At 36.3% G+C, this 18,379-nt stretch carries 21 protein-coding genes and 2 pseudogenes; 19 read left to right on the top strand and 4 right to left on the bottom strand.

Features of this window, described 5'->3' with window-relative positions; all coding sequences use genetic code 11:
• Positions 1-449: 449 nt before the first annotated feature.
• Positions 450-890 carry a cell wall hydrolase gene (locus AC3ISB_RS23930; protein ID WP_489274677.1) on the top strand — a complete coding sequence of 147 codons (441 nt, stop codon included), beginning with the start codon at positions 450-452 and terminating at the stop codon, positions 888-890.
• 95 nt (positions 891-985) lie between these two features.
• Positions 986-1,210: a hypothetical protein gene (locus tag AC3ISB_RS23925; protein WP_489274675.1), complete on the top strand. Its 225-nt coding sequence runs from the start codon at positions 986-988 to the stop codon at positions 1,208-1,210.
• A gap of 253 nt (positions 1,211-1,463) precedes the next feature.
• Here AC3ISB_RS23925 and AC3ISB_RS23920 read toward each other — a convergent pair whose 3' ends face one another.
• The 3 genes and pseudogenes from AC3ISB_RS23920 to AC3ISB_RS23910 form a co-directional block, all read right to left on the bottom strand.
• Entirely contained in the window at positions 1,464-1,901 is a 438-nt protein-coding gene (locus tag AC3ISB_RS23920) for a VOC family protein (RefSeq protein ID WP_088085025.1), read from the bottom strand.
• Between the two features lie 87 nt (positions 1,902-1,988).
• Positions 1,989-2,393, bottom strand: a pseudogene (locus AC3ISB_RS23915) (IS1595 family transposase); the annotation flags it as partial.
• Between the two features lie 275 nt (positions 2,394-2,668).
• Positions 2,669-3,031, bottom strand: coding sequence for a hypothetical protein (locus AC3ISB_RS23910; protein ID WP_489274672.1), 363 nt, complete (start codon positions 3,029-3,031; stop codon positions 2,669-2,671).
• A 367-nt stretch (positions 3,032-3,398) separates the two neighbouring features.
• Between AC3ISB_RS23910 and AC3ISB_RS23905 the strand changes: the two genes are divergently transcribed.
• From AC3ISB_RS23905 to AC3ISB_RS23865, 9 genes are all read left to right on the top strand, one after another.
• Positions 3,399-4,106 (top strand): DNA alkylation repair protein, encoded by a 708-nt coding sequence (locus tag AC3ISB_RS23905; RefSeq protein ID WP_141992568.1) that lies wholly within the window; start codon positions 3,399-3,401, stop codon positions 4,104-4,106.
• 184 nt (positions 4,107-4,290) lie between these two features.
• Positions 4,291-4,899 carry an undecaprenyl-diphosphatase gene (locus AC3ISB_RS23900; RefSeq protein WP_489274670.1) on the top strand — a complete coding sequence of 203 codons (609 nt, stop codon included), beginning with the start codon at positions 4,291-4,293 and terminating at the stop codon, positions 4,897-4,899.
• Between the two features lie 313 nt (positions 4,900-5,212).
• On the top strand, positions 5,213-5,479 hold the full coding sequence (locus AC3ISB_RS23895) for a CPCC family cysteine-rich protein (protein ID WP_141992570.1): 267 nt from the start codon (positions 5,213-5,215) through the stop codon (positions 5,477-5,479).
• A gap of 146 nt (positions 5,480-5,625) precedes the next feature.
• The gene (locus AC3ISB_RS23890) at positions 5,626-6,270 is read left to right on the top strand and encodes an HAD family hydrolase (protein WP_489274668.1); all 645 of its coding nucleotides are present in this window, start codon (positions 5,626-5,628) and stop codon (positions 6,268-6,270) included.
• Positions 6,271-6,514: 244 nt separating this feature from the next.
• Positions 6,515-6,724 (top strand): hypothetical protein, encoded by a 210-nt coding sequence (locus tag AC3ISB_RS23885; protein ID WP_098373854.1) that lies wholly within the window; start codon positions 6,515-6,517, stop codon positions 6,722-6,724.
• Between the two features lie 255 nt (positions 6,725-6,979).
• Positions 6,980-7,621 (top strand): DUF4272 domain-containing protein, encoded by a 642-nt coding sequence (locus AC3ISB_RS23880; RefSeq protein ID WP_141992572.1) that lies wholly within the window; start codon positions 6,980-6,982, stop codon positions 7,619-7,621.
• Between the two features lie 507 nt (positions 7,622-8,128).
• The gene (locus AC3ISB_RS23875; protein WP_076370456.1) at positions 8,129-8,926 is read left to right on the top strand and encodes a fumarylacetoacetate hydrolase family protein; all 798 of its coding nucleotides are present in this window, start codon (positions 8,129-8,131) and stop codon (positions 8,924-8,926) included.
• 714 nt (positions 8,927-9,640) lie between these two features.
• The gene (locus AC3ISB_RS23870) at positions 9,641-9,844 is read left to right on the top strand and encodes a helix-turn-helix transcriptional regulator (protein WP_056522061.1); all 204 of its coding nucleotides are present in this window, start codon (positions 9,641-9,643) and stop codon (positions 9,842-9,844) included.
• 48 nt (positions 9,845-9,892) lie between these two features.
• Complete coding sequence (locus AC3ISB_RS23865) at positions 9,893-10,099, top strand: hypothetical protein (RefSeq protein WP_098373591.1); 207 nt, start codon at positions 9,893-9,895, stop codon at positions 10,097-10,099.
• 365 nt (positions 10,100-10,464) lie between these two features.
• Here AC3ISB_RS23865 and AC3ISB_RS23860 read toward each other — a convergent pair.
• Positions 10,465-10,578, bottom strand: a pseudogene (locus AC3ISB_RS23860) (YjcZ family sporulation protein); the annotation flags it as partial.
• 401 nt (positions 10,579-10,979) lie between these two features.
• On the opposite strand from AC3ISB_RS23860, the gene AC3ISB_RS23855 reads away from it, so the two are divergent.
• From AC3ISB_RS23855 to AC3ISB_RS23820, 8 genes are all read left to right on the top strand, one after another.
• Complete coding sequence (locus tag AC3ISB_RS23855) at positions 10,980-11,357, top strand: hypothetical protein (protein WP_489274664.1); 378 nt, start codon at positions 10,980-10,982, stop codon at positions 11,355-11,357.
• Positions 11,358-12,228: 871 nt separating this feature from the next.
• On the top strand, positions 12,229-13,338 hold the full coding sequence (locus AC3ISB_RS23850) for a lactonase family protein (protein ID WP_489274662.1): 1,110 nt from the start codon (positions 12,229-12,231) through the stop codon (positions 13,336-13,338).
• 388 nt (positions 13,339-13,726) lie between these two features.
• Positions 13,727-14,473 carry an alpha/beta fold hydrolase gene (locus AC3ISB_RS23845; RefSeq protein ID WP_489274660.1) on the top strand — a complete coding sequence of 249 codons (747 nt, stop codon included), beginning with the start codon at positions 13,727-13,729 and terminating at the stop codon, positions 14,471-14,473.
• Between the two features lie 695 nt (positions 14,474-15,168).
• Positions 15,169-15,522, top strand: a complete 354-nt coding sequence (locus AC3ISB_RS23840) for a hypothetical protein (protein WP_480340217.1) — start codon at positions 15,169-15,171, stop codon at positions 15,520-15,522.
• A gap of 405 nt (positions 15,523-15,927) precedes the next feature.
• Positions 15,928-16,275 carry a VOC family protein gene (locus tag AC3ISB_RS23835; RefSeq protein WP_144529894.1) on the top strand — a complete coding sequence of 116 codons (348 nt, stop codon included), beginning with the start codon at positions 15,928-15,930 and terminating at the stop codon, positions 16,273-16,275.
• 125 nt (positions 16,276-16,400) lie between these two features.
• Complete coding sequence (locus AC3ISB_RS23830) at positions 16,401-16,889, top strand: GNAT family N-acetyltransferase (protein WP_489274658.1); 489 nt, start codon at positions 16,401-16,403, stop codon at positions 16,887-16,889.
• 272 nt (positions 16,890-17,161) lie between these two features.
• On the top strand, positions 17,162-17,440 hold the full coding sequence (locus tag AC3ISB_RS23825; RefSeq protein WP_076370470.1) for an ArsR/SmtB family transcription factor: 279 nt from the start codon (positions 17,162-17,164) through the stop codon (positions 17,438-17,440).
• A 109-nt stretch (positions 17,441-17,549) separates the two neighbouring features.
• Positions 17,550-17,933, top strand: a complete 384-nt coding sequence (locus AC3ISB_RS23820; RefSeq protein ID WP_098373659.1) for a VOC family protein — start codon at positions 17,550-17,552, stop codon at positions 17,931-17,933.
• Positions 17,934-18,379: the final 446 nt, after the last annotated feature.

The raw sequence follows: 18,379 nt of genomic DNA, 5'->3' as shown, positions 1-18,379 counted from the left end.
GAAGGAATCCAGAGATGTGCAGTCTTCTTTTTTATCAGATTTCGTTCTTCAAATTATCAATGTCAAAAGCATATTGTTCTATTTAACCGTGTTGAGTACGTTTATTTAACCGTTTAATGAATCGCTTAAATTCGTAGCTATCTATTTAGCCTTAACCATTTTCCTGGGATGGATGTCATTGCTTTTGTGGTCAGGATTCGGCTCGCTGTTCAAAGATTTTTTTGCTAAACATGACAAGTCATTTCGGTTAATTATGTGTTTGTTATTGATTTACTCTGCCGGTACAATTTTTCAGTGATTACCCAAAAAGGAGCAACAGTAACTCTTGCAGCTAACGGGTTTGGCTGAAGAGCGGAGCTGTCTTTATGTTTATAAACGAAGCATTCTTATTTTATAAACAATGACATTAATGCAGGCTTTTTTTCATACGATATATTTGAGGTGAAAAAATGACAAGAGTAAGTTACCGAAGTTCAGACGTTGACTTAATGGCAAGGATGATGAGGGCAGAGGCCGAAGGTGAAGGATTACAAGGAATGTTATATGTAGGAAATGTAATTGTTAATCGTGTTAAAGCAAGTTGTTTAGACTTTAAAGATTTAAGAACAATTCCACAAGTCATTTTTCATGTACAAGGAGGAAATTATTCTTTTGAAGCTGTTCAAAAAGGTAATGTATTTTATCAAAGAGCGAGAACTGCTGAAAAAAGATTAGCAAAACAGAATTTGGATTATTGGAGACAACATCCAGGGAAATATGCGCTTTGGTATTTTAATCCATATGCTCCATGCCCTCCAACATGGTACGATCAACCTTTTGCTGGTCAATTTAAAAATCATTGTTATTATGAACCCAAACCTGGAACATGTGAAAGTGTTTATACCGGTTAGGCTGTCTGGAGGCGGACTATTATTTCATTTCAAGGAGCTGATCGGCAGCTCCTTTTTTTATGCAACAAACGGGTACTTCAACAAGGAATTGTGGATTGTATGGTAAAATAAAGGAAAATAATGGCGCGTTGTTTGGGGGATTTTTAGTGAAGGATATTATATTTTTTGTTGTTGGGTTATTCATTCTCTACATAGTTATTGAAACAGCAGTAAGAAAAGGAATTAATAGTTCAATTATTGGTCAATTTCTTGAAAAAAAGTATGGAGTTAAAGCAGATAAAAGGTCTTTTCTTGATGATGATTTAGATAATGATAAATAAAACGGATTGGAGGTTGCTGCGGCAGCCTTTTTTAATTTAAGGCTCTGTTAAATTTAAATGTTGATTTTTTATATAATAAATTAGGGGAACCTTCATTTGTCAAGGTTCCCCATTTTTTTTTTAGCTAATGCCCCCGTTTGTCCAACAAGAGGAAAGAACGACTGCCCATAAAAAAGACAGCCGTCCAGTCTGAAATATCAGTGTGTTTAGTTAAGCGAAAGTGTTTCTATATATATGTCAGCATATCGTCTGTTTATTTGATTTTCTCCGCCAACTCTAAAATAATTCCCTCTGGACCACGAACGTAGCATAACTTATAACTTTCTTCATATTGCTGTATTTCACTAAAGATTTCCGTGCCCTTCTTTTTCAATTTTGCAACAATAGCTTCAATATCTTCAACAGCAAAGCAAATATGTCGGATACCCAGCGTATTTGCAAAAGGTTGCTGAATATCTTTTTCATCTGACGGCGTATAAAATTTGACTAGCTCTATCCATGCCTGACCATCTGGCATCCCCAATCCTACACATGCCGTTTTAACATCATTAAGCCCAACTATTCGGTCCAACTGTTCTCCATCCAATTCCCATTCCGCTTGCACTTCAAGTCCTAAATCAAGAAAAAACGCTTTAGCCTCTGAAAGATCATTTACGTTTATACTCACATGATCTATTCTATTGATCTTCATATCTCATACCTCCTTGAGATCAAGTGCTCATTGCAGAATTATTCAACAAACTTATTGCAAATTCCTGTCACGATTGTTAAATAAGCACTATACAGCGAATTTTGATAAGCGTAAACTATCGTAAGTATCTGTCATTTCAAAGACAAATGATGATAATTGAAAATCTTTAATATTGTGCTTTGTGTTTTCGTTACTGCGGCTATCGACAAACAAAAACCAGGCTAGGTAGTTATCAAGGTACTTCGTTGCGACACCTTTAAATCGGTTTATGAATTGTTTCAATCGGGAATGGAGACCATTAACGTTTTGAATATGATATAAGCCCTTAATAACGTGTTTACCATCGTTTGATTTAATTCTGTAATTCTCAATGCCTTTTTTTTTTGCCTACGTTTTATAGGCTCCCCAAGCATCTGTTACAAAGCGAGTCTCCCTCATTTCATTGATTAAACGTCCACCGACAGAGGAAGAAGGATCAACATAACGTTTTACCCATAGATAGACTTGTTCTTTTTATGTAAGGGTTAATTTATCAATGTGATTTAATAAATTGCTAAACGCCTTGTCCATCCTTGTAATCTCCACGAACACTTGTTCCTATGTTAATTATATAAGGGAATCAGGGAGGTTTCAATTATCAACATTTACCTTTAACACAGCCTAATTTAAAACAGTAACTAGTTAATTATGAACTCTTTTATTAAAACAAATTCAACAAGACAACAATAATCTTCCACAAACAGACGCCATTTTGTGGAACAGCACATTTATTCAGCGTCTTTCCCAGTGCGACGAAATTCGGCGTAGTACACCTTCCGTTTTTCTGGTTCGGATTCAATATTTTCGATAAAAGCTGTTTTGGCTTCCTCCAGTAACAAGCCCTTTAATACCCGAAGCTTTATTGGTCCTACTCCTGGCAACTTATCAGATATATGTACTTCGAAATCCCCCAGCCGTTTATAAAAGCGAATGCTGCCAAGCCCGATTCTTTCCACTTCCCCCAAGGTATATGCAAATTCAAATCGTTGCTGAATGTATGAAGATACCTCAGGCAGCCCTAAACCTTCATAGAGGGGAGGGAATTCGTGGGAAACTGGAGGTTTTTTGAATGATATTGAAGAAATCTTCAAATGGATACTCCTCCTTTGGTGGAATAAAGACAGACATACGTTGCTTATATTATTGTGCAATGCCAATTTTTTAAACATCCTTACAGTGGTCGTGCTTTCCTGTAGCCAGGAAGTGATGATTATCGCTTTTGAAGATAGAACAGGCATCGTGAAGAATTGTACTTAAACTGGAAGGTAATTAGATGGTTATATTACATAATTAGAAAAGAGGCCTAAATGATGACCGATTTAAACCTGCGTAACACTCATGTACTTAGACGGTAGTTTTGCTGACAAATGGTAGTTTGTTATAGTATAGGATAATGGTGATATATTTGATGGGCAAAATATTAGGGGGAAAACTCCGAAAAGAAGGAAGTGCTAAGCGATGAATTTAGAGATGGTTATGCAGGAACTTGAAGCCCTTGGCAAGGAACGAACTAAAAAAATGTACATATCCAATGGTGCGCATGAGCCGCTTTTTGGCGTGGCTACAGGCGCTATGAAACCAATTGCAAAGAAAATAAAAATAAGTCACCGTTTAGCTGAAGAGCTTTATTCCACGGGGAACTACGATGCAATGTACTTTGCAGGCATTATTGCAGATCCAAAAGCCATGACTGAGTCGGATTATGATCGTTGGATCGATGCTGCGTATTTTTATATGCTGTCCGATTTTGTAGTGGCCGTAACTTTAGCAGAGTCGGATATTGCACAAGAAGTTGCTGATAAATGGATCGCAAGCGGTGAAGAGCTGAGAATGTCAGCGGGCTGGAGTTGCTACTGCTGGCTTTTAGGGAATCGGCTTGACGTTGAATTTTCAGAAAGCAAGATTTCCAATATGCTTGATATTGTGAAAAATACGATTCACGATTCGCCAGAACGAACGAAATCCGCTATGAATAATTTTCTATACACCGTGGGGATTTCATATTTGCCACTCCATGAAAAGGCAGTCGAGACTGCAAAGGCAATAGGAATAGTAGAAGTCAAACGGGACAAGAAAAAAAGCAGTTTTCTTAATGCTTACGAAAGTATTCAAAAAGAAGTCGATAAAGGAAGGCTTGGTTTTAAACGCAAATATGTAAGATGTTAAAAAAATGGCCTCGCATAATGATTGGATACAAGAAAATATCCTTCTTAAACTAAACGTGTGCTGTACTTCAATAAGGAAGGCTGCTGAGGCAGCCTTTTTCTCTAGGTCTAATTGATGTTCATCTTATTTAAATAATGGAACTTAATAAAGTTAAAGTGCTAATACAATCAGGAGGAATTTTTCAATGGCTTTGTCCGAAATGAATAGTACATTGTTTAGAATTGTTAATAATCTAGGTAAACAATACACGGATTTAAATCCTTTCTTTGTATTCATCGCTGAATACATGATTTTTTTCTTAGTATTGGCGGTCCTGATGTTTTTGTTTTCTCGAAGAAATAAAAATAGAATCATGGTAATCTGCGCATTTATTACATTAGTTATCTCGGAACTATTGGCAAAAATAGCAGGGCAATTCCACTCGAATAATCAACCATTTGCTGAGTTGCCAAACGTTAATAGGTTAGTTGAAAAAGCAGTCAATAATTCCTTTCCAAGCGACCATACGATCATATTCTTTTCATTTTGTATAACCTTCTGGTTGTTCAAAAGGGGTTGGGGGATTTTATGGGTGATTTTGGCTGTACTTGTAGGTATTTCGCGAATTTGGGTAGGTGTCCATTATCCAGCAGATGTTCTTGTCGGAGCCATCATCAGTATCGTTTCAGCCACGATCGTTTACAAAATTGTTCTTAAGTTAAGTCTGACTAAGAAATTTTTGGGGAATCAAGACGAACCATCCATCCTATCTGCCCTATCCGAACAAAAGAAAGGTAAGTCTAAGGACTTTTAAAAAAGAGCCTTAATATACTACGAAATTAGCAGACCAAATCGATCATTGCTTCACTTGTACTTTTGGGTTTTAAGTCTAGTTTAAAGAACCGAACGGAAGAAGCAAAAAGCAAATGGAGCAGGACAGAAAATGATGCTTTTATCAAAAGAAAACGTTCTGATGTTCTTCTTGAACAATTTTTAAACTAAAAGGCTGATAGTTAAACAAAGGGTTGCTGCGGCAACCTTTTTTTTTAGGGAACTAATGGGGCAGGATAGTTGAAGAATTATGTTTAACTATAAAAAAGAATAACAAACAACTAAGAGGTGATTGTATGAAATATACTTGTCCTTGCTGTGGATATAAAACATTAGATGAAGAACCGACGGATACATATGCAATTTGCAAAATATGCTTTTGGGAAGATGATGGTGTTCAATTTCGAGACCCTGATTACGAAGGCGGGGCAAATGAAGTTTCATTATGGCAAGCACAAAAAAACTTTGTTAAGTTTGGGGCATGTGAAGAAGGATGTATTGATTTTGTAAGAAAGCCAAATAAGAAAGATATAAAAGACCCTAATTGGAAACCGTTTATTTAGATAAAGTTTTAAGCTAACGGGCACTTTACTTCAATAAGGAGTTGCCTTGGCAGCTCATTTAACAGAGCAGGTTATTGTGTGGAAAACAAAATATTGCAAGTTAATATGTTCTTGCTTAATTTTCATTTTTGTAAAGGGGGAAGAAAATGTCACAATCATTGATTTTTGATATGGATGGTACATTATTTCAAACAGATAAAATTTTAGAAATATCCCTTCAAGAAACATTTGATCATTTGAGAAATTTAAGTTTGTGGGAGCATAAAACGCCTATTGAAAAATACCGAGAAATTATGGGAGTACCTTTACCAGTTGTATGGGAAACCTTATTACCTGAACATTCGAGCGAAATCAGACAACAAGCAAATGAATTATTCCACGAGAAATTAATTACTAATATTAATGTAGGTAAAGGTGCTTTATATCCGGATGTAAAGGAAGTTTTTGACCATTTAAAAGATAATGACTGTGCAATATACATAGCAAGCAATGGGCAAATAGAATATTTAAATGCAATCGTAAAATATTATCATTTAGATAATTGGGTTACGGAAACATTTAGTATACAACAAATACAATCTCAAAATAAGTCAGATTTAGTACATACAATAGTGAACAAATATAATGTTGAAAAAGGTGCTGTAATTGGTGATCGATTATCAGATATTAGAGCAGCAAAAGATAATAGTTTAGTTGCTATAGGGTGTAATTTTGATTTTGCTCAAGAAAATGAGCTTGCACAAGCAGATATCATCATTAACAGCTTAGTTGAATTGAAAACAGTTTTATAAAAATTAAATAACAAAAGCAATAAGGGAAATAAGGCAATAAGGTGCGTTAGGTGAAGATCAGCGCTGTCCTTAAGGCAGCTTTTTCTTTTTGCAACAAATGGGGAAGGTTAGTTTAAGAAGATACATCGATCTGTATTATTGAGTGCCAGCGCATGTTATAATGAATAACTTACGATAATTACTGTTTTTGGACGGATGCCAAGTAAAGCCTCCGCATAGCGATAAAATATGGAGGTGTAAGAGATTGAATAAACAATGGACAATTGGCAAAATTAAAGAATTTGTTGAGAACAATTCGGAAAGTAAGTTGCTATCGACGGAATACCACGGTTTTTCTCAAAAGTTACTATTTAAATGTACATGTGGTAGCAATTTTGAAAAAACGTTTACGAAGTTTAAAAATAATAAACAACGTAAATGTGACGTGTGCCAACCGCCTAAAGCTGCACGATAACGGATAGTGAATAAACGAAGTGCTGATTCCTTTAAGGGAAGTTGGCACTTTTTTTAAAATAGGGTAATAGAAGTGGATTTCCTAAGGGGAGGTCTAGAAGAATTATTCCTTCTCAAAACTAGCGGGTGCGTTAGCTTTAAAAATGGGCTGTCATAAGGCAGCCCTTTTTTATGCAACTAAAGTCTCAGGAAAGTTGAGATTAATGGTATAATAAAAGATGGTGTGTGGAAAGTTTTTCTAATAGTGAGGTGCGGAATGAGAAGTTTGAAAAATAGAAAAAAAAGATCCGAAAAAATATTAAAGACCCTAAAGGTACCAATAAATAAACATTTACCCTTAACGGAAAATGAAGAAGAAGTTTCTCTTAGAACAAAGGAAGAGATCATTAACAGAATTATTCCATTAGCGATAGTCTCAGCAAAAGCGATGGAGGCTCCGCTAGAAAAAATTGAGGAATTTATTGAAAGGTATAATGCAAATGAATTATTCACAGAAGAAGAAAAAAAGTTTTTAATGAAAGAACATCTGAATCAGAACGAGCTGATCCAGTACTCTTGGAAGCTGGAATGTATTTGGCTTCTGCTTTGGTCTGTAAATCTAATATCCGATATAGATGTTCCAGCCGATACGTGTAATGCTGAATATGTTTTTGAGACGGTTTTTCTTCATTCTAAACAAGAGTTGCTTGATAAATCCTCTATAAAACCAACCAGTGATATATTAGACAGCCTTGATTTTATTTATAGAGCACATTGGGCGGTACGAGAAGCTCAAATAAATCATTTGGAAGTTCCATCATCTCTAAATGAAGGCGTTGTATATGAAAGACACTACACTCTTAATTGGCTAGTAAATTATATGGATCAAGAATGGGAAGAAATAAGTACAGATACATAAAAGCACAAATTCTTTTATGCTCTCATATCAGGGGCGAATGATCAGAGTTTACTTCAAACAAGGAAGGTTGCTGAGGCAGCCTTTTTCTTATGGCACTAACGAGACAGGTTAGCTGGATAAGGGACGAATTACCAGTACAAAAGTTTTCATATTTTGAGATAATCAATAAGCACCAAGATTTTGAATGTAATAGGGTGTATTAGTTGTAATTGTATAAATGAAATTAAGTGAACATTTCATGGGGAATGTATTACTAGGGCTACCAATCGGAAAATTTATTGCAGCCTATATAAGGCAATACACAGATAAAATTATAAATAAATTGTAGGTTCCATAAAATACATAGTTAAATAATTTAATCTTATTGAACTAAAGGTCGGTTTAGTAGAAGATGGAGTTGCGACGAGAGCTCTTTTTTCACGTAAAAGAACAGGCATGTTATAGTATAGGAGAACCGGATTTTATTTTATCTGAGGTAATCTTTATCATCAAAGGAGTTTTTTCATAATGCATGTGCTACAAAAAACACAAAAAATAGTTCGCTATCAGAATCAACAGGGCAATATACATTACGGTATTGTTGAGGATGAGATGATATTACAACTGTCTAGCAGTTTTGCTGAACTTGTCAACAAGGAAATAAAGTATGACGGGGTAGAGCTGAAATATAGTGACGTAAAAATTCTGGAACCTGTAAAACCTTCGAAAGTTGTTAATTTCGGCTGGACATATGCAGGTCATGCAAAGGAAACAGGGGGAGAGGCAAACCTTGTAGAACCATTTCTCTTCTTAAAGCCATTATCTTCGCTTATTGCAGACAAGGAGAAAATTATCCTTCCTCCAAACGAGCTATCCAACCAAGTGGAGCTCGAAGGGGAAGTAGCCTTGGTGATTGGAAAGCGCGGAAAAAACATCAAAGAAGAAGATGCGCTTGATTATGTGTTCGGTTGCACGATATTTAATGACGTCACAGCAAGAGATCTTACAAAAAAAGATCCACAGTTTACGCGGGGCAAAGGATTTGATACATTCGGACCTTTGGGACCGTGCATCGTTACCGGGGTAGATCCCACTAATTTGAGGATTGTGACCACTTTAAACGGCCGCGTTGTCCAAGACGGAAATACCAATGAAATGTCTCTAAGCATTCCGTTTCTAATCAGCTGGCTTTCACAGGTAATGACACTGGAGCCAGGTGACATTTTGGCTACGGGTTCACCATCTGGCAGCTGCCCGATCAAGTCGGGGGATGAGGTCGTTGTTGAAGTCGAGAACATCGGTCGATTAACTAATGATGTTCAGTAAGATTTGCCAGCATTCTTAATAACCACGAATGATAAATAGTTAGTAAAGATCGGAGCTGTCTTTAAGGCAGCTCTTTTTCTTATGGAACTAAAGGGGCAGGTTAGTGAGCACTCGAGAGATATAGCTATCATACTGAGGAGTTGGACACTATTAAAACTAAAATTGTTCAAATGATGAAATATTTTGCTACTTCCATTGACATTTGTTTTGAAAAAGATTAACATGAAATCAACTTCACATGAAGTTAACTTCATGTTAAAAAAACTTCACTCCAGGTGAATAAGTTGGTTAGGAGAGGTATGATTGAAAAATCTATTCATACAGCGTTTTTTAGTCTCAACTGTGATAATTATATTGGGAATCATTCAAATAATTCTCGATACATCACTAAGATCAAATTTTGGTTATATTATAGTATTCCTAGGTGGAATAATTTTGTTGTACTCAACAATTTCTTACATTACATCCCGTAAGAATAAATCACTAGAAAAGGAATTATCGAAGGAGTACGACGAAAGAGATGCTTTAATTGATGGGAAAGTTGCTCGCTTTTCCTTGCATATTCTTATGTGCGAAATTTTTATTCTTATGTTTATAACTAATTTTGTCGTTATCCCAACAAATACTGCATTATTTGTTGTCTTAGTATCATTAATGATTAGTCAAATTGGGTCTAGAAAGTATTACAATCTTGTCCTTTAATTCGGAGGATTTATGAAAAATAGAGTAAAAGAATTGCGAATAGAAAATGGAATAACGCAACAACAATTAGCTGATAAAGTAAGTGTATCTTCTAGAACAATCATCTCATTAGAAAAACAAAAGTATAATCCATCTGTGCTACTTGCGTATAAAATAGCATCAGTTTTTAATTTATCAATTGAAGAAACTTTTATTTTTGATGAGGATGACAAATAATACATTTCACCAAGATGCACATATTAAACAAACAACGGAGGAACATAAATGCTTATTGTATTATTTATTTTTGGGGCTGTTTTAATAGTTTGGGGTATTTATCGTATGAAAACAGATGATGGCTTATTTGGAAAAAACCAAAAGAGTAAAAACATATTCAATTTACTGCTAATGGGAGAAGCTTCAGGATTAGGGCAATTTTTGAGTGGAATTCTATGTATTATTATAGGGATTATCGCATTTATTTTGAAGTAGTTATATATAAGAATTTTCAATTTTTCACTGAAATATTGTGAATGAAATCACTTAAACAAACGGGTGCGTTAGTTCATTAAGATATGAGATACTTGAGGATCCTAAGCGTAGGAAATTCGGGGTTTTATTTTTCATAAAATGTATTATCATATTTTTTCGCGTTTTGTTGTCTGGACCATAATTAGAGTCCTCAAAATAGCTATCATTCCCCAGAAATAGGAATCAAATTTGAAGAAGCCGACCAATAAAGGTCGGCTTTTTTTATACTATTTTTAACAACAGGCTCCATATCCGTAACCGCCGCTGTAACCGCCGCTGTAACCGCCGCCGTAACCGCCGCCGTAACCGCCGCCGTAGCCGTCGCAGCCACCAACAAAGCTAGCTCCAACAATGATTAAGAGTATAAACAAGACGACTATAAAGGCGAAACCTCCACCAAATCCAAAACCGTCATCACAACTTGATTCACAACGTGACATATAGAAACATCTCCTTTTTGTTTTTAAGGAGGAAATTAATTAAATGGGTAATATCACTTTATGCTCTAATTAGGAAAATGACACAATAGTCTCCATCTCTGTTCATAGGATAAAATGTTGGAGGTACCTCTTATTGAGCTAACAGGTGCGTTAGCTGAAGATCGCAGTGGCGGCCTTTTGAAAGTATGATTATCTAAAATCATACTTTCAATAATATCCTCAAAAACGCCCTTGTTCCACTAACATGGCAGGTGAGAAGTTGATCCGGCATTATCAAGGCTGTTTCAGCGTGTTTTTATTGCCGTTGCGGAGTCTATATCCGGATCTAGTTAAATACCCAAGAATTCACACGAAGTCTAACATATTATTTATTATTGTGTTTAAAAAATAGAGGAGGGATTATGTTGTACACAGAATTACAATACCAATGGAATCAACCTCAACCAATAGAAAATGATGAAAGAATTATATTTGGAGGATTCGGCCCTGGCATGGGCATGGGATTCGGCCCCGGCATGGGATTCGGCCCCGGCATGGGATTTGGCCCCGGCATGGGATTTGGCCCTGGCATGGGATTTGGCCCTGGCATGGGATTCGGCCCCGGCATGGGATTCGGCCCCGGCATGGGATTTGGCCCCGGCATGGGATTTGGCCCCGGCATGGGATTTGGCCCTGGCATGGGATTCGGCCCCGGCATGGGATTCGGCCCCGGCATGGGATTTGGCCCTGGCATGGGATTCGGCCCCGGCATGGGATTTGGCCCTGGCATGGGATTTTGAGGATTTGGTTTCCCCGGCATAGGTATGGGTATTGAGAAAGTCAGTTAACATTAAAATTAACGAATTATATCTAGATGATGCTGTCCAAAAGAAAACTTTTGGGTAGCGTTTTTGCTTTAATTTTTTTATCTAGCTTATTAAGCTTACCAGTGGCGTTGATTCAAGAAGAAGACCCCGTCTTGGAAATCTTTTTAATGAACGAAAATTTATAAAATCAAACATTCATTTTGCTTATTTCATTGAATATTTTAAATATTTTGTCTTTTATACTCTAACCAGGATAAAAAATCGGTAGTTAGTCTGCCAAGCTTAAAGAAAATAAGCTCCCTTATTTTCTTTAAGCAAAGCATGTAAAAGACTATGAAGTATTTATAAAAAGTAGGTGAAAACATGACATTAGATTCTCAACGTATTATAGCCTTCCCTGGAATGGGTATGGGTGGTTTCCCTGGTATGGGTATACCAGGGTATGCTATAACCTCGATTATTTTCTACTAGTTGAGTTGAATGAATAGGTTTCGATTTATTATACATTTGACATCGATTTGCGCATTTAATGTAAAAATGAAAGAAATCATGTTACAGTCCGAAAGAAATAGTGAGAAAAATATTTAGTGTCTTTTTTTGTTTTATGTTCAAATAGGGATTACTCAGTGGAGATTGTGAAGGTTTGTGCTTAAACAAAAAGGTGCGTTAGCTTAAGATCGGAGCTGTCTTTAAGGCAGCTTTTACTTTATGCAACTAAAGGGTCAGGATAGTGGGATAATTGGGATGATAGTCCACCTCTGTTTGTAAAACAATTTACATCGATTTGTGGAATTTAAAGGGTAAAAGAATCATATTAAATTATGCAAAGGAGGAGAGTCATAAAATGCAGATTATCAACAATTATTTTCGTGAGCGTGTGAGTATGGTGTACATGATGACAAATAATGAAGTAATGAATCAAATCATTGCCTTTTACAGGGACATGAATGGAATGCTCACATTTGTGGGTGCCTACCCAACTCATGGTAGAGGTACTGGTTCAAAGGAAGTCTCCACTGCAACTGCAAACGATGGCATCGACCCTCTTGCGTCACAAGGCGCCCTTACTTTGTCTCGTGATCGGCGTTTCCTACTTGCTGTTAACGCCGGTGACAATAGTATAAGTAGTTTCATCATAACCGACTCCGGAGCACTTGTTTTCATGGATGTGAGGCCATCAGGAGGTGCTCAGCCCAACAGCGTAGATGTGTTTGGTAATATTGTCTATGTTTCCAATGTAGGGAATGCCGCTAACGATTTTGCTTCCAATATCACTGGTTTTCGCATAGATGAAAACGGACGGCTTACTCCTATTCCCGAATCCATCTATTCTCTCAGTACCGTCAATGCTCAGCCTGCTCAGGTTCTCTTCACTCCTGACGGTAGCAAAATCCTTGTATCCGAGCTTACTTCAAACCATCTAAGTGTATTTCATGTGAATCAAAAGGGTACGCTTACAGGGCCGATCGTTAATGATTCTTATGGTCAAGGGCCATTGGGTGCATATTTTCTATCGTCCGGAATCCTCTTAGTTACAGAAGCTGTTTCAAATGCGTTGTCATCTTATTCATTGAGCAATGACGGTATCCTTCAGGTGCTCAGCGGTTCTGTACCAAGCGGTTATATGACTGCTTGTTGGGTTGTAACAACGAGAGATGAACGTTTTGCATACATTACCAACACTTTAAGCGGCACCATCTCGACATACCAAATTGATCCCAATGGAGCACTGTCAGTGGTAAAGCATATTACCAGTACACCGCCAGGTACAGCACCGGGTCTTCCGATGGATGTTAGAGTGAGCAGAGATGGACGGCATTTTTACACCCTTAACGGAAATCAGGGAACCGTTTCAGTATTTAATATTCAAGATGATGGTAGTCTAGTAAGATTGCAGGTTGCTGCCTGGACTAACATTCCTTACTTTGGTTCGCAAGGTTTAGCTGTTCTTTGATTCTATTGGGTTCACCATACTGTGTGGAATAGGAAAATACAGGAGTTGCTAAAAGCAAGGATGCCGACATATTGGTAGCTTTTGTTATAAGACACCATAATTGCCGGCAAGATTGTGAAGAAATGTACTTAAACAAACGGGTGCGTTAGCTGAAGATCGGAGCTGTCTTTAAGGCAGCTTTTTCTTATGGGACGAAGGGGCAGTTTAGTTGAAGAGAGGTTTTTAACTTGTGTTCAACAATCTGGCCATATTCTAGAATAAGGAAGGAAATTAAAAGGTGCTTCTTGAATTGTAAGTCAAGCCAGAAAAAAAGCAGGATTATTTAAGAAAGATAACATAGTTTTTAATTATTAAATTATAAGATTTTGTAATGAATGGAGGGATTTCAATGGATTTGTATTACGAAGTTAATGGTAATGGTCATCCTGTGGTTCTTCTTACTGGTGGTGCTGATGTACGGAACTGGACATTTGTCGCATCTCTTTTATCGAAACACTACAAGGTCGTTGCTTTTGACGGACGTGGGACCGGGAAATCATCGTCCCCTTTAGAAGATGTCAACCCTGTTGAAGATTTGCTGTCGCTACTTGATCATCTAGAAATCAATCAGGCGACACTCATCGGTCACTCAATGGGTGGCCAAATTGCCACTGAATTCGCTCTGAATTATCCTGAAATGGTTTCAAAACTTGTTTTGCTTGCGCCTGGATTATCTGGGTTTAGCTATTCAAAGGAATTTGAAAAGAATATGAAGAAGATTCATGAAGCCGCTCCCGATATCGATAAGATGGTTGAGCTTTTGCTCAGTGATCCATCGTATCGTGTTGTAACGGTGAGTCCTCACCGGAATTTGATGGTTCAAATGCTCAGGCACCATATGAAGCGAATGTTTGATTGGCCGGCTGTTAAATTGATTTGGCCGCAACCACCGGCCATCGAAAGATTAGGAGAATTGACGGCCAAAACATTATTGATAATCGGTAAGGAGGATTCACCCGATAACCTTCGTGTTGCCAATTACTTTCGAAAGCACTCAGACGCTCGAATCATAGAAGTTCCAGGTGCTGACCATATGGTCAATCTCACCCATCCCGAGAAGCTGTATCGTCAAATTACTAGTTTTATGAAGGAATGAAAAGTTTACTATGCCAAGGACTCCGGAAAATCATTCGTCAGTTTTGTAACTTATCTAAACTATAAAACGAGCGACAATATAATAGTAACAGTTCAATTAAATGTAGTAAAAACTGATAACGATAAAGAAACTAAAAAGTTTGCATTACAGTTCAAAGGAAAAGATTATAAAGCTGTTGAAAACCTTGAATATAAGATTAATGCTCCTAATTATGCTTGGGGTATGGGCGATATTGAATTGAATAGTACTGGTGAATACAAAACACATAATAATGAAAAAGGTGAATTTTCTACGTCAAAAACTGATGTTATCGATATAGAAGTGAAGTGGAATGGAAAGGTTAAAAACTTTTCGTTAAACAATAAGAAGTAACCTCCAACCTAATACATCATGTTAATAACTTTGACTTCTACTTTTTTCTGTTCATAAGATAAGTTTTGTAGGTACCGCCTTTTAGCTTATATAAGAAAAAACCGAAATTACTGATGTTTGCGGTTCATGAACTTTATTTAAGTAAGATTGATGAAGATGTCGTAACCAAAAGATGTTTGAACATAAGAAGCTTTGGTTATTTTTAACTATTTTAATAATTAGTTTATTCTGATATTATGAAAGGGATAAAGATTGGAGGAGGAAATAACATAAAAAGCTTATTTTCAATCTTAAGTACCTTTGTGTTAGTTCTGGTAGGTGGAATGGTATTAAGTACTTCTTCTGCTCAAGCAAGTGTTCCTCAGTATTCTTTTCAAACAGAAGATGGAAAATGGGATGGTGAAATTGGAAACCCTAACAAAGGCAGTGACTTAGAGGTAGAACTAGTTTCCCCAATCTATTTAAAGACGTCTTCTGGAAGTAAGTTATTGACTAATTATAGTAACTTATGGGCTCGTCTCTGCAATGCTAGTACTGGAATGTGCACAGGCTATCATAGCCTAGCAGGTGGAAATACATTATTCACAGATATGAAAATTGGTAAATTTTATGTTGATGTGAAAGATGGATATTCCTCTGGCAAAGTATATGGAAAACTACAAATTATTTTCAAATAACTTGTATTATTTGCTACTCATTCTCAATGGGTAGCATTTTATTTGAAAAGTTTCGAAAATAAATTATATTTAAATATTTTTGTATAATTTACTATCATTGAATTTTACAACTGCCCTTTTTTCCAGAAAAGAAGGGAAGCTTAATGACATAACTAGCACGTTCACCAACGCTACAAAGGGTACGAGCCACAATAATACAAGATACAGTAAATGTTATTTGTGTGACATGAAATATAGTTTGATACTTTGTTATTGAACTAACGGGTGCGTTTGCTGAAGATCGGAGCTGTCTTTAAGGCAGCTTTTTCTTATGGCACTAACTGTGCAGGTTAGTGAAAGAAGGAATTCGCTTTCAAAACTAGAATTTAAATTAATAACTAATGGGAGAGGAAGGGGATTCTTATGATAATAAAGGGTTTTGGAGGAATCTTTTGGAGGACTAAAAATATAGAGGATATAAAAAAATGGTATAGTAAAGTCCTGAAAATGGAAATTGATAATTGGAATGGTACCATTATTACACCACAATCAGGCAATGAAACTATCTTTTCCTTCTTTTCTGAAAATGACCGCTATTTTCCAACAGAACAACAAGTGATGTTAAACTTTCAAGTTGAAAATTTGGATGACAGTATCAAACATCTAGAAAAAATGGGTGTACCCCTTGTTATGGAAAAGGCGATTAATGAATTTGGAAAGTTTATATGGATTGAAGATCCAGAGGGAAGACGGATAGAGCTTTGGGAGAAGTAAAATGAAGGTTGCTGCAGCAACCTTTTTCTTATGGAACTATCGGGTCAGTTTAGTTCATGAAGGGCAAATGAAAGTTTATGTCGAAATAATAAAGAGATTTGATTAATTGTAAAAGAGGTATGATAATGACTGTTTCCTTAAATCAAATTTCCACAGATGAAAGGCATATTCTTAAGAATTTATATTCCCTTTATTTACATGACCTTTCGGAGTATACCGAGGGTTTAAACATATCATCAGATGGTTCATTTGAATTTGATTCATTTGAATTAATTTGGAAGAGGGAAGGGTTAACACCATATTTTTTGAAAAAAGATAAGATAATTGTAGGGTTTTTATTACTCTTGGAAAGGCCGTTTTTAAATAAGGAATATGATTACAGCATTAATGATATTTTTATTTTGAAAAAATATAGAAGAAAGGGTATTTCCATTGCATTATTAAAGGAATTGTTTAAACAAAAAAAGGGTTGCTACTTTGTTGTTGAATTAGCCAAGAATATTCCTGCCGTTATATTTTGGAGGAAGATTCTTAATACGCTAAATATAGATTTTGAAGAAAAAAAGAAAATTATAGATGATGAAGCATGTTTGATGCAATCCTTTCAAATTTAAACCGGATTATTAACTAACAGGTGCTTTACTTCAATAACAAGGGTTGCCGCGGCAGCCTTTTTCTTATGGAACGGGGCAGGTGCTTAAAATGTTACTAATGTGATGAACAAATTAGGATTAATGCACTTTTTTTGAAATTATATTTCTATAATGGTTCAAACTACAATTATGTGACTTTAACTTGTTAAGAAAGCATGATACGGTTCTTTGTCATGCAACTCTACAGTTGCTTGTTATTGACAAGCAACCGTAGAGTTGCTTATACTCGATATATGAATTGGGACAAAGACGCTATATTCAAAGCACTTGGAGACTCGACTCGGCGGCTTATATTAGACGAACTGTCCGAACGCAACGAGCTGACGTTGTATGAACTTACGGTACGTCTCATTATGAAGCACGACATTTCCATTTCGCGACAAGCGATAGCTAAACATCTTTCTGTATTGGAAGATGCAGGGCTCGTAAAATCAAAACGAAAGGGAAAGTATCGAGTAGTTATATTCAACAACGAACCACTTAAAAATTTGCTAAAAGGATGGATAGAGTAATTTTATAAAATCGGAACAAGACTTCTGACAAATGTGTGGGTCCGTTTTCTTGCAGCCAGATTGTTAGCACAGGACCATGCGTCACAAATATCAAAGGAGGCAAAACATTATGAAAATCATTGTTACCAGCATATTCGTACAAGACCAAGACAAGGCACTGGAATTTTATTCAGAAAAGCTGGGATTTGTAAAAAAGCATGACGTTCCCATGGGGAAATTCAGGTGGATCACGCTTGTTTCTCCCGAAGCTCACGACGGTACCGAGCTTTTACTCGAACCGAATGAGCATCCTGCCGCACAGGAGTATCAAAAGAAGATATTTGCCGAGGGCATCCCGGCAACAATGTTTGGCGTTGCAGATATTCATAAAGAGTACAAACGATTATTGGAAAACGGCGTGAAGTTTACTATGGAACCGACAAAAATGGGCGAAGTCACAATAGCTGTCTTCGACGACACATGCGGCAACCTTATTCAGATATTGCAGCAGTAACTTTATGTAGAAATAGATGTAACCTAGTTCTATTTGTTTGTTTTAAGTTGGGTGAAGTGTTTTTATCAACAATTAAACAGTTTTATGTTAACCCTGTCCTAATTTTAGGACAGGGTTATACATGTTTAAGATATTGTTCTCATTCTGCAATAGAAATGTACCATTGTGGATCACCTAAACTAACAGGTGCGTCAGCTGATTAAGGAACAATAAAAGATGTAAACGGGATTAATAATTTATTCTTATAACTTTATAGTAATTCAGTATTTTACTGAATTGCGAAAAAGTGATACAGTTTTTGGTATAATTACAAATATTTTTAAATGGGAGGTTGTCTATGGAAATGTAGAATCAATTTTTAAAAGCCATTTCTTTTTTCTCATTCAATAGTCAAATGAGAATGGAATGATCTATTTATTGACATATTGTGTGATGAGGCTATTAAT

It is taken from the genome of Peribacillus sp. GL_122 (genome assembly GCF_057835005.1).
The sequence above is the reverse complement of the archived record's forward strand: the minus strand, read 5'-3'. Positions and strand labels throughout refer to the sequence as shown.

What these genes read in the sequence shown, in the direction of transcription:
- AC3ISB_RS23930 (WP_489274677.1), top strand. Translation starts at nt 450, where the DNA reads ATGACAAGAGTAAGTTACCGAAGTTCAGACGTTGACTTAATGGCAAGG.
- AC3ISB_RS23920 (WP_088085025.1), bottom strand. Translation starts at nt 1,901, where the DNA reads ATGAAGATCAATAGAATAGATCATGTGAGTATAAACGTAAATGATCTT.
- AC3ISB_RS23905 (WP_141992568.1), top strand. Translation starts at nt 3,399, where the DNA reads ATGAATTTAGAGATGGTTATGCAGGAACTTGAAGCCCTTGGCAAGGAA.
- AC3ISB_RS23900 (WP_489274670.1), top strand. Translation starts at nt 4,291, where the DNA reads ATGGCTTTGTCCGAAATGAATAGTACATTGTTTAGAATTGTTAATAAT.
- AC3ISB_RS23895 (WP_141992570.1), top strand. Translation starts at nt 5,213, where the DNA reads ATGAAATATACTTGTCCTTGCTGTGGATATAAAACATTAGATGAAGAA.
- AC3ISB_RS23890 (WP_489274668.1), top strand. Translation starts at nt 5,626, where the DNA reads ATGTCACAATCATTGATTTTTGATATGGATGGTACATTATTTCAAACA.
- AC3ISB_RS23880 (WP_141992572.1), top strand. Translation starts at nt 6,980, where the DNA reads ATGAGAAGTTTGAAAAATAGAAAAAAAAGATCCGAAAAAATATTAAAG.
- AC3ISB_RS23875 (WP_076370456.1), top strand. Translation starts at nt 8,129, where the DNA reads ATGCATGTGCTACAAAAAACACAAAAAATAGTTCGCTATCAGAATCAA.
- AC3ISB_RS23870 (WP_056522061.1), top strand. Translation starts at nt 9,641, where the DNA reads ATGAAAAATAGAGTAAAAGAATTGCGAATAGAAAATGGAATAACGCAA.
- AC3ISB_RS23865 (WP_098373591.1), top strand. Translation starts at nt 9,893, where the DNA reads ATGCTTATTGTATTATTTATTTTTGGGGCTGTTTTAATAGTTTGGGGT.
- AC3ISB_RS23855 (WP_489274664.1), top strand. Translation starts at nt 10,980, where the DNA reads ATGTTGTACACAGAATTACAATACCAATGGAATCAACCTCAACCAATA.
- AC3ISB_RS23850 (WP_489274662.1), top strand. Translation starts at nt 12,229, where the DNA reads ATGCAGATTATCAACAATTATTTTCGTGAGCGTGTGAGTATGGTGTAC.
- AC3ISB_RS23845 (WP_489274660.1), top strand. Translation starts at nt 13,727, where the DNA reads ATGGATTTGTATTACGAAGTTAATGGTAATGGTCATCCTGTGGTTCTT.
- AC3ISB_RS23840 (WP_480340217.1), top strand. Translation starts at nt 15,169, where the DNA reads ATGGTATTAAGTACTTCTTCTGCTCAAGCAAGTGTTCCTCAGTATTCT.
- AC3ISB_RS23830 (WP_489274658.1), top strand. Translation starts at nt 16,401, where the DNA reads ATGACTGTTTCCTTAAATCAAATTTCCACAGATGAAAGGCATATTCTT.
- AC3ISB_RS23825 (WP_076370470.1), top strand. Translation starts at nt 17,162, where the DNA reads ATGAATTGGGACAAAGACGCTATATTCAAAGCACTTGGAGACTCGACT.
- AC3ISB_RS23820 (WP_098373659.1), top strand. Translation starts at nt 17,550, where the DNA reads ATGAAAATCATTGTTACCAGCATATTCGTACAAGACCAAGACAAGGCA.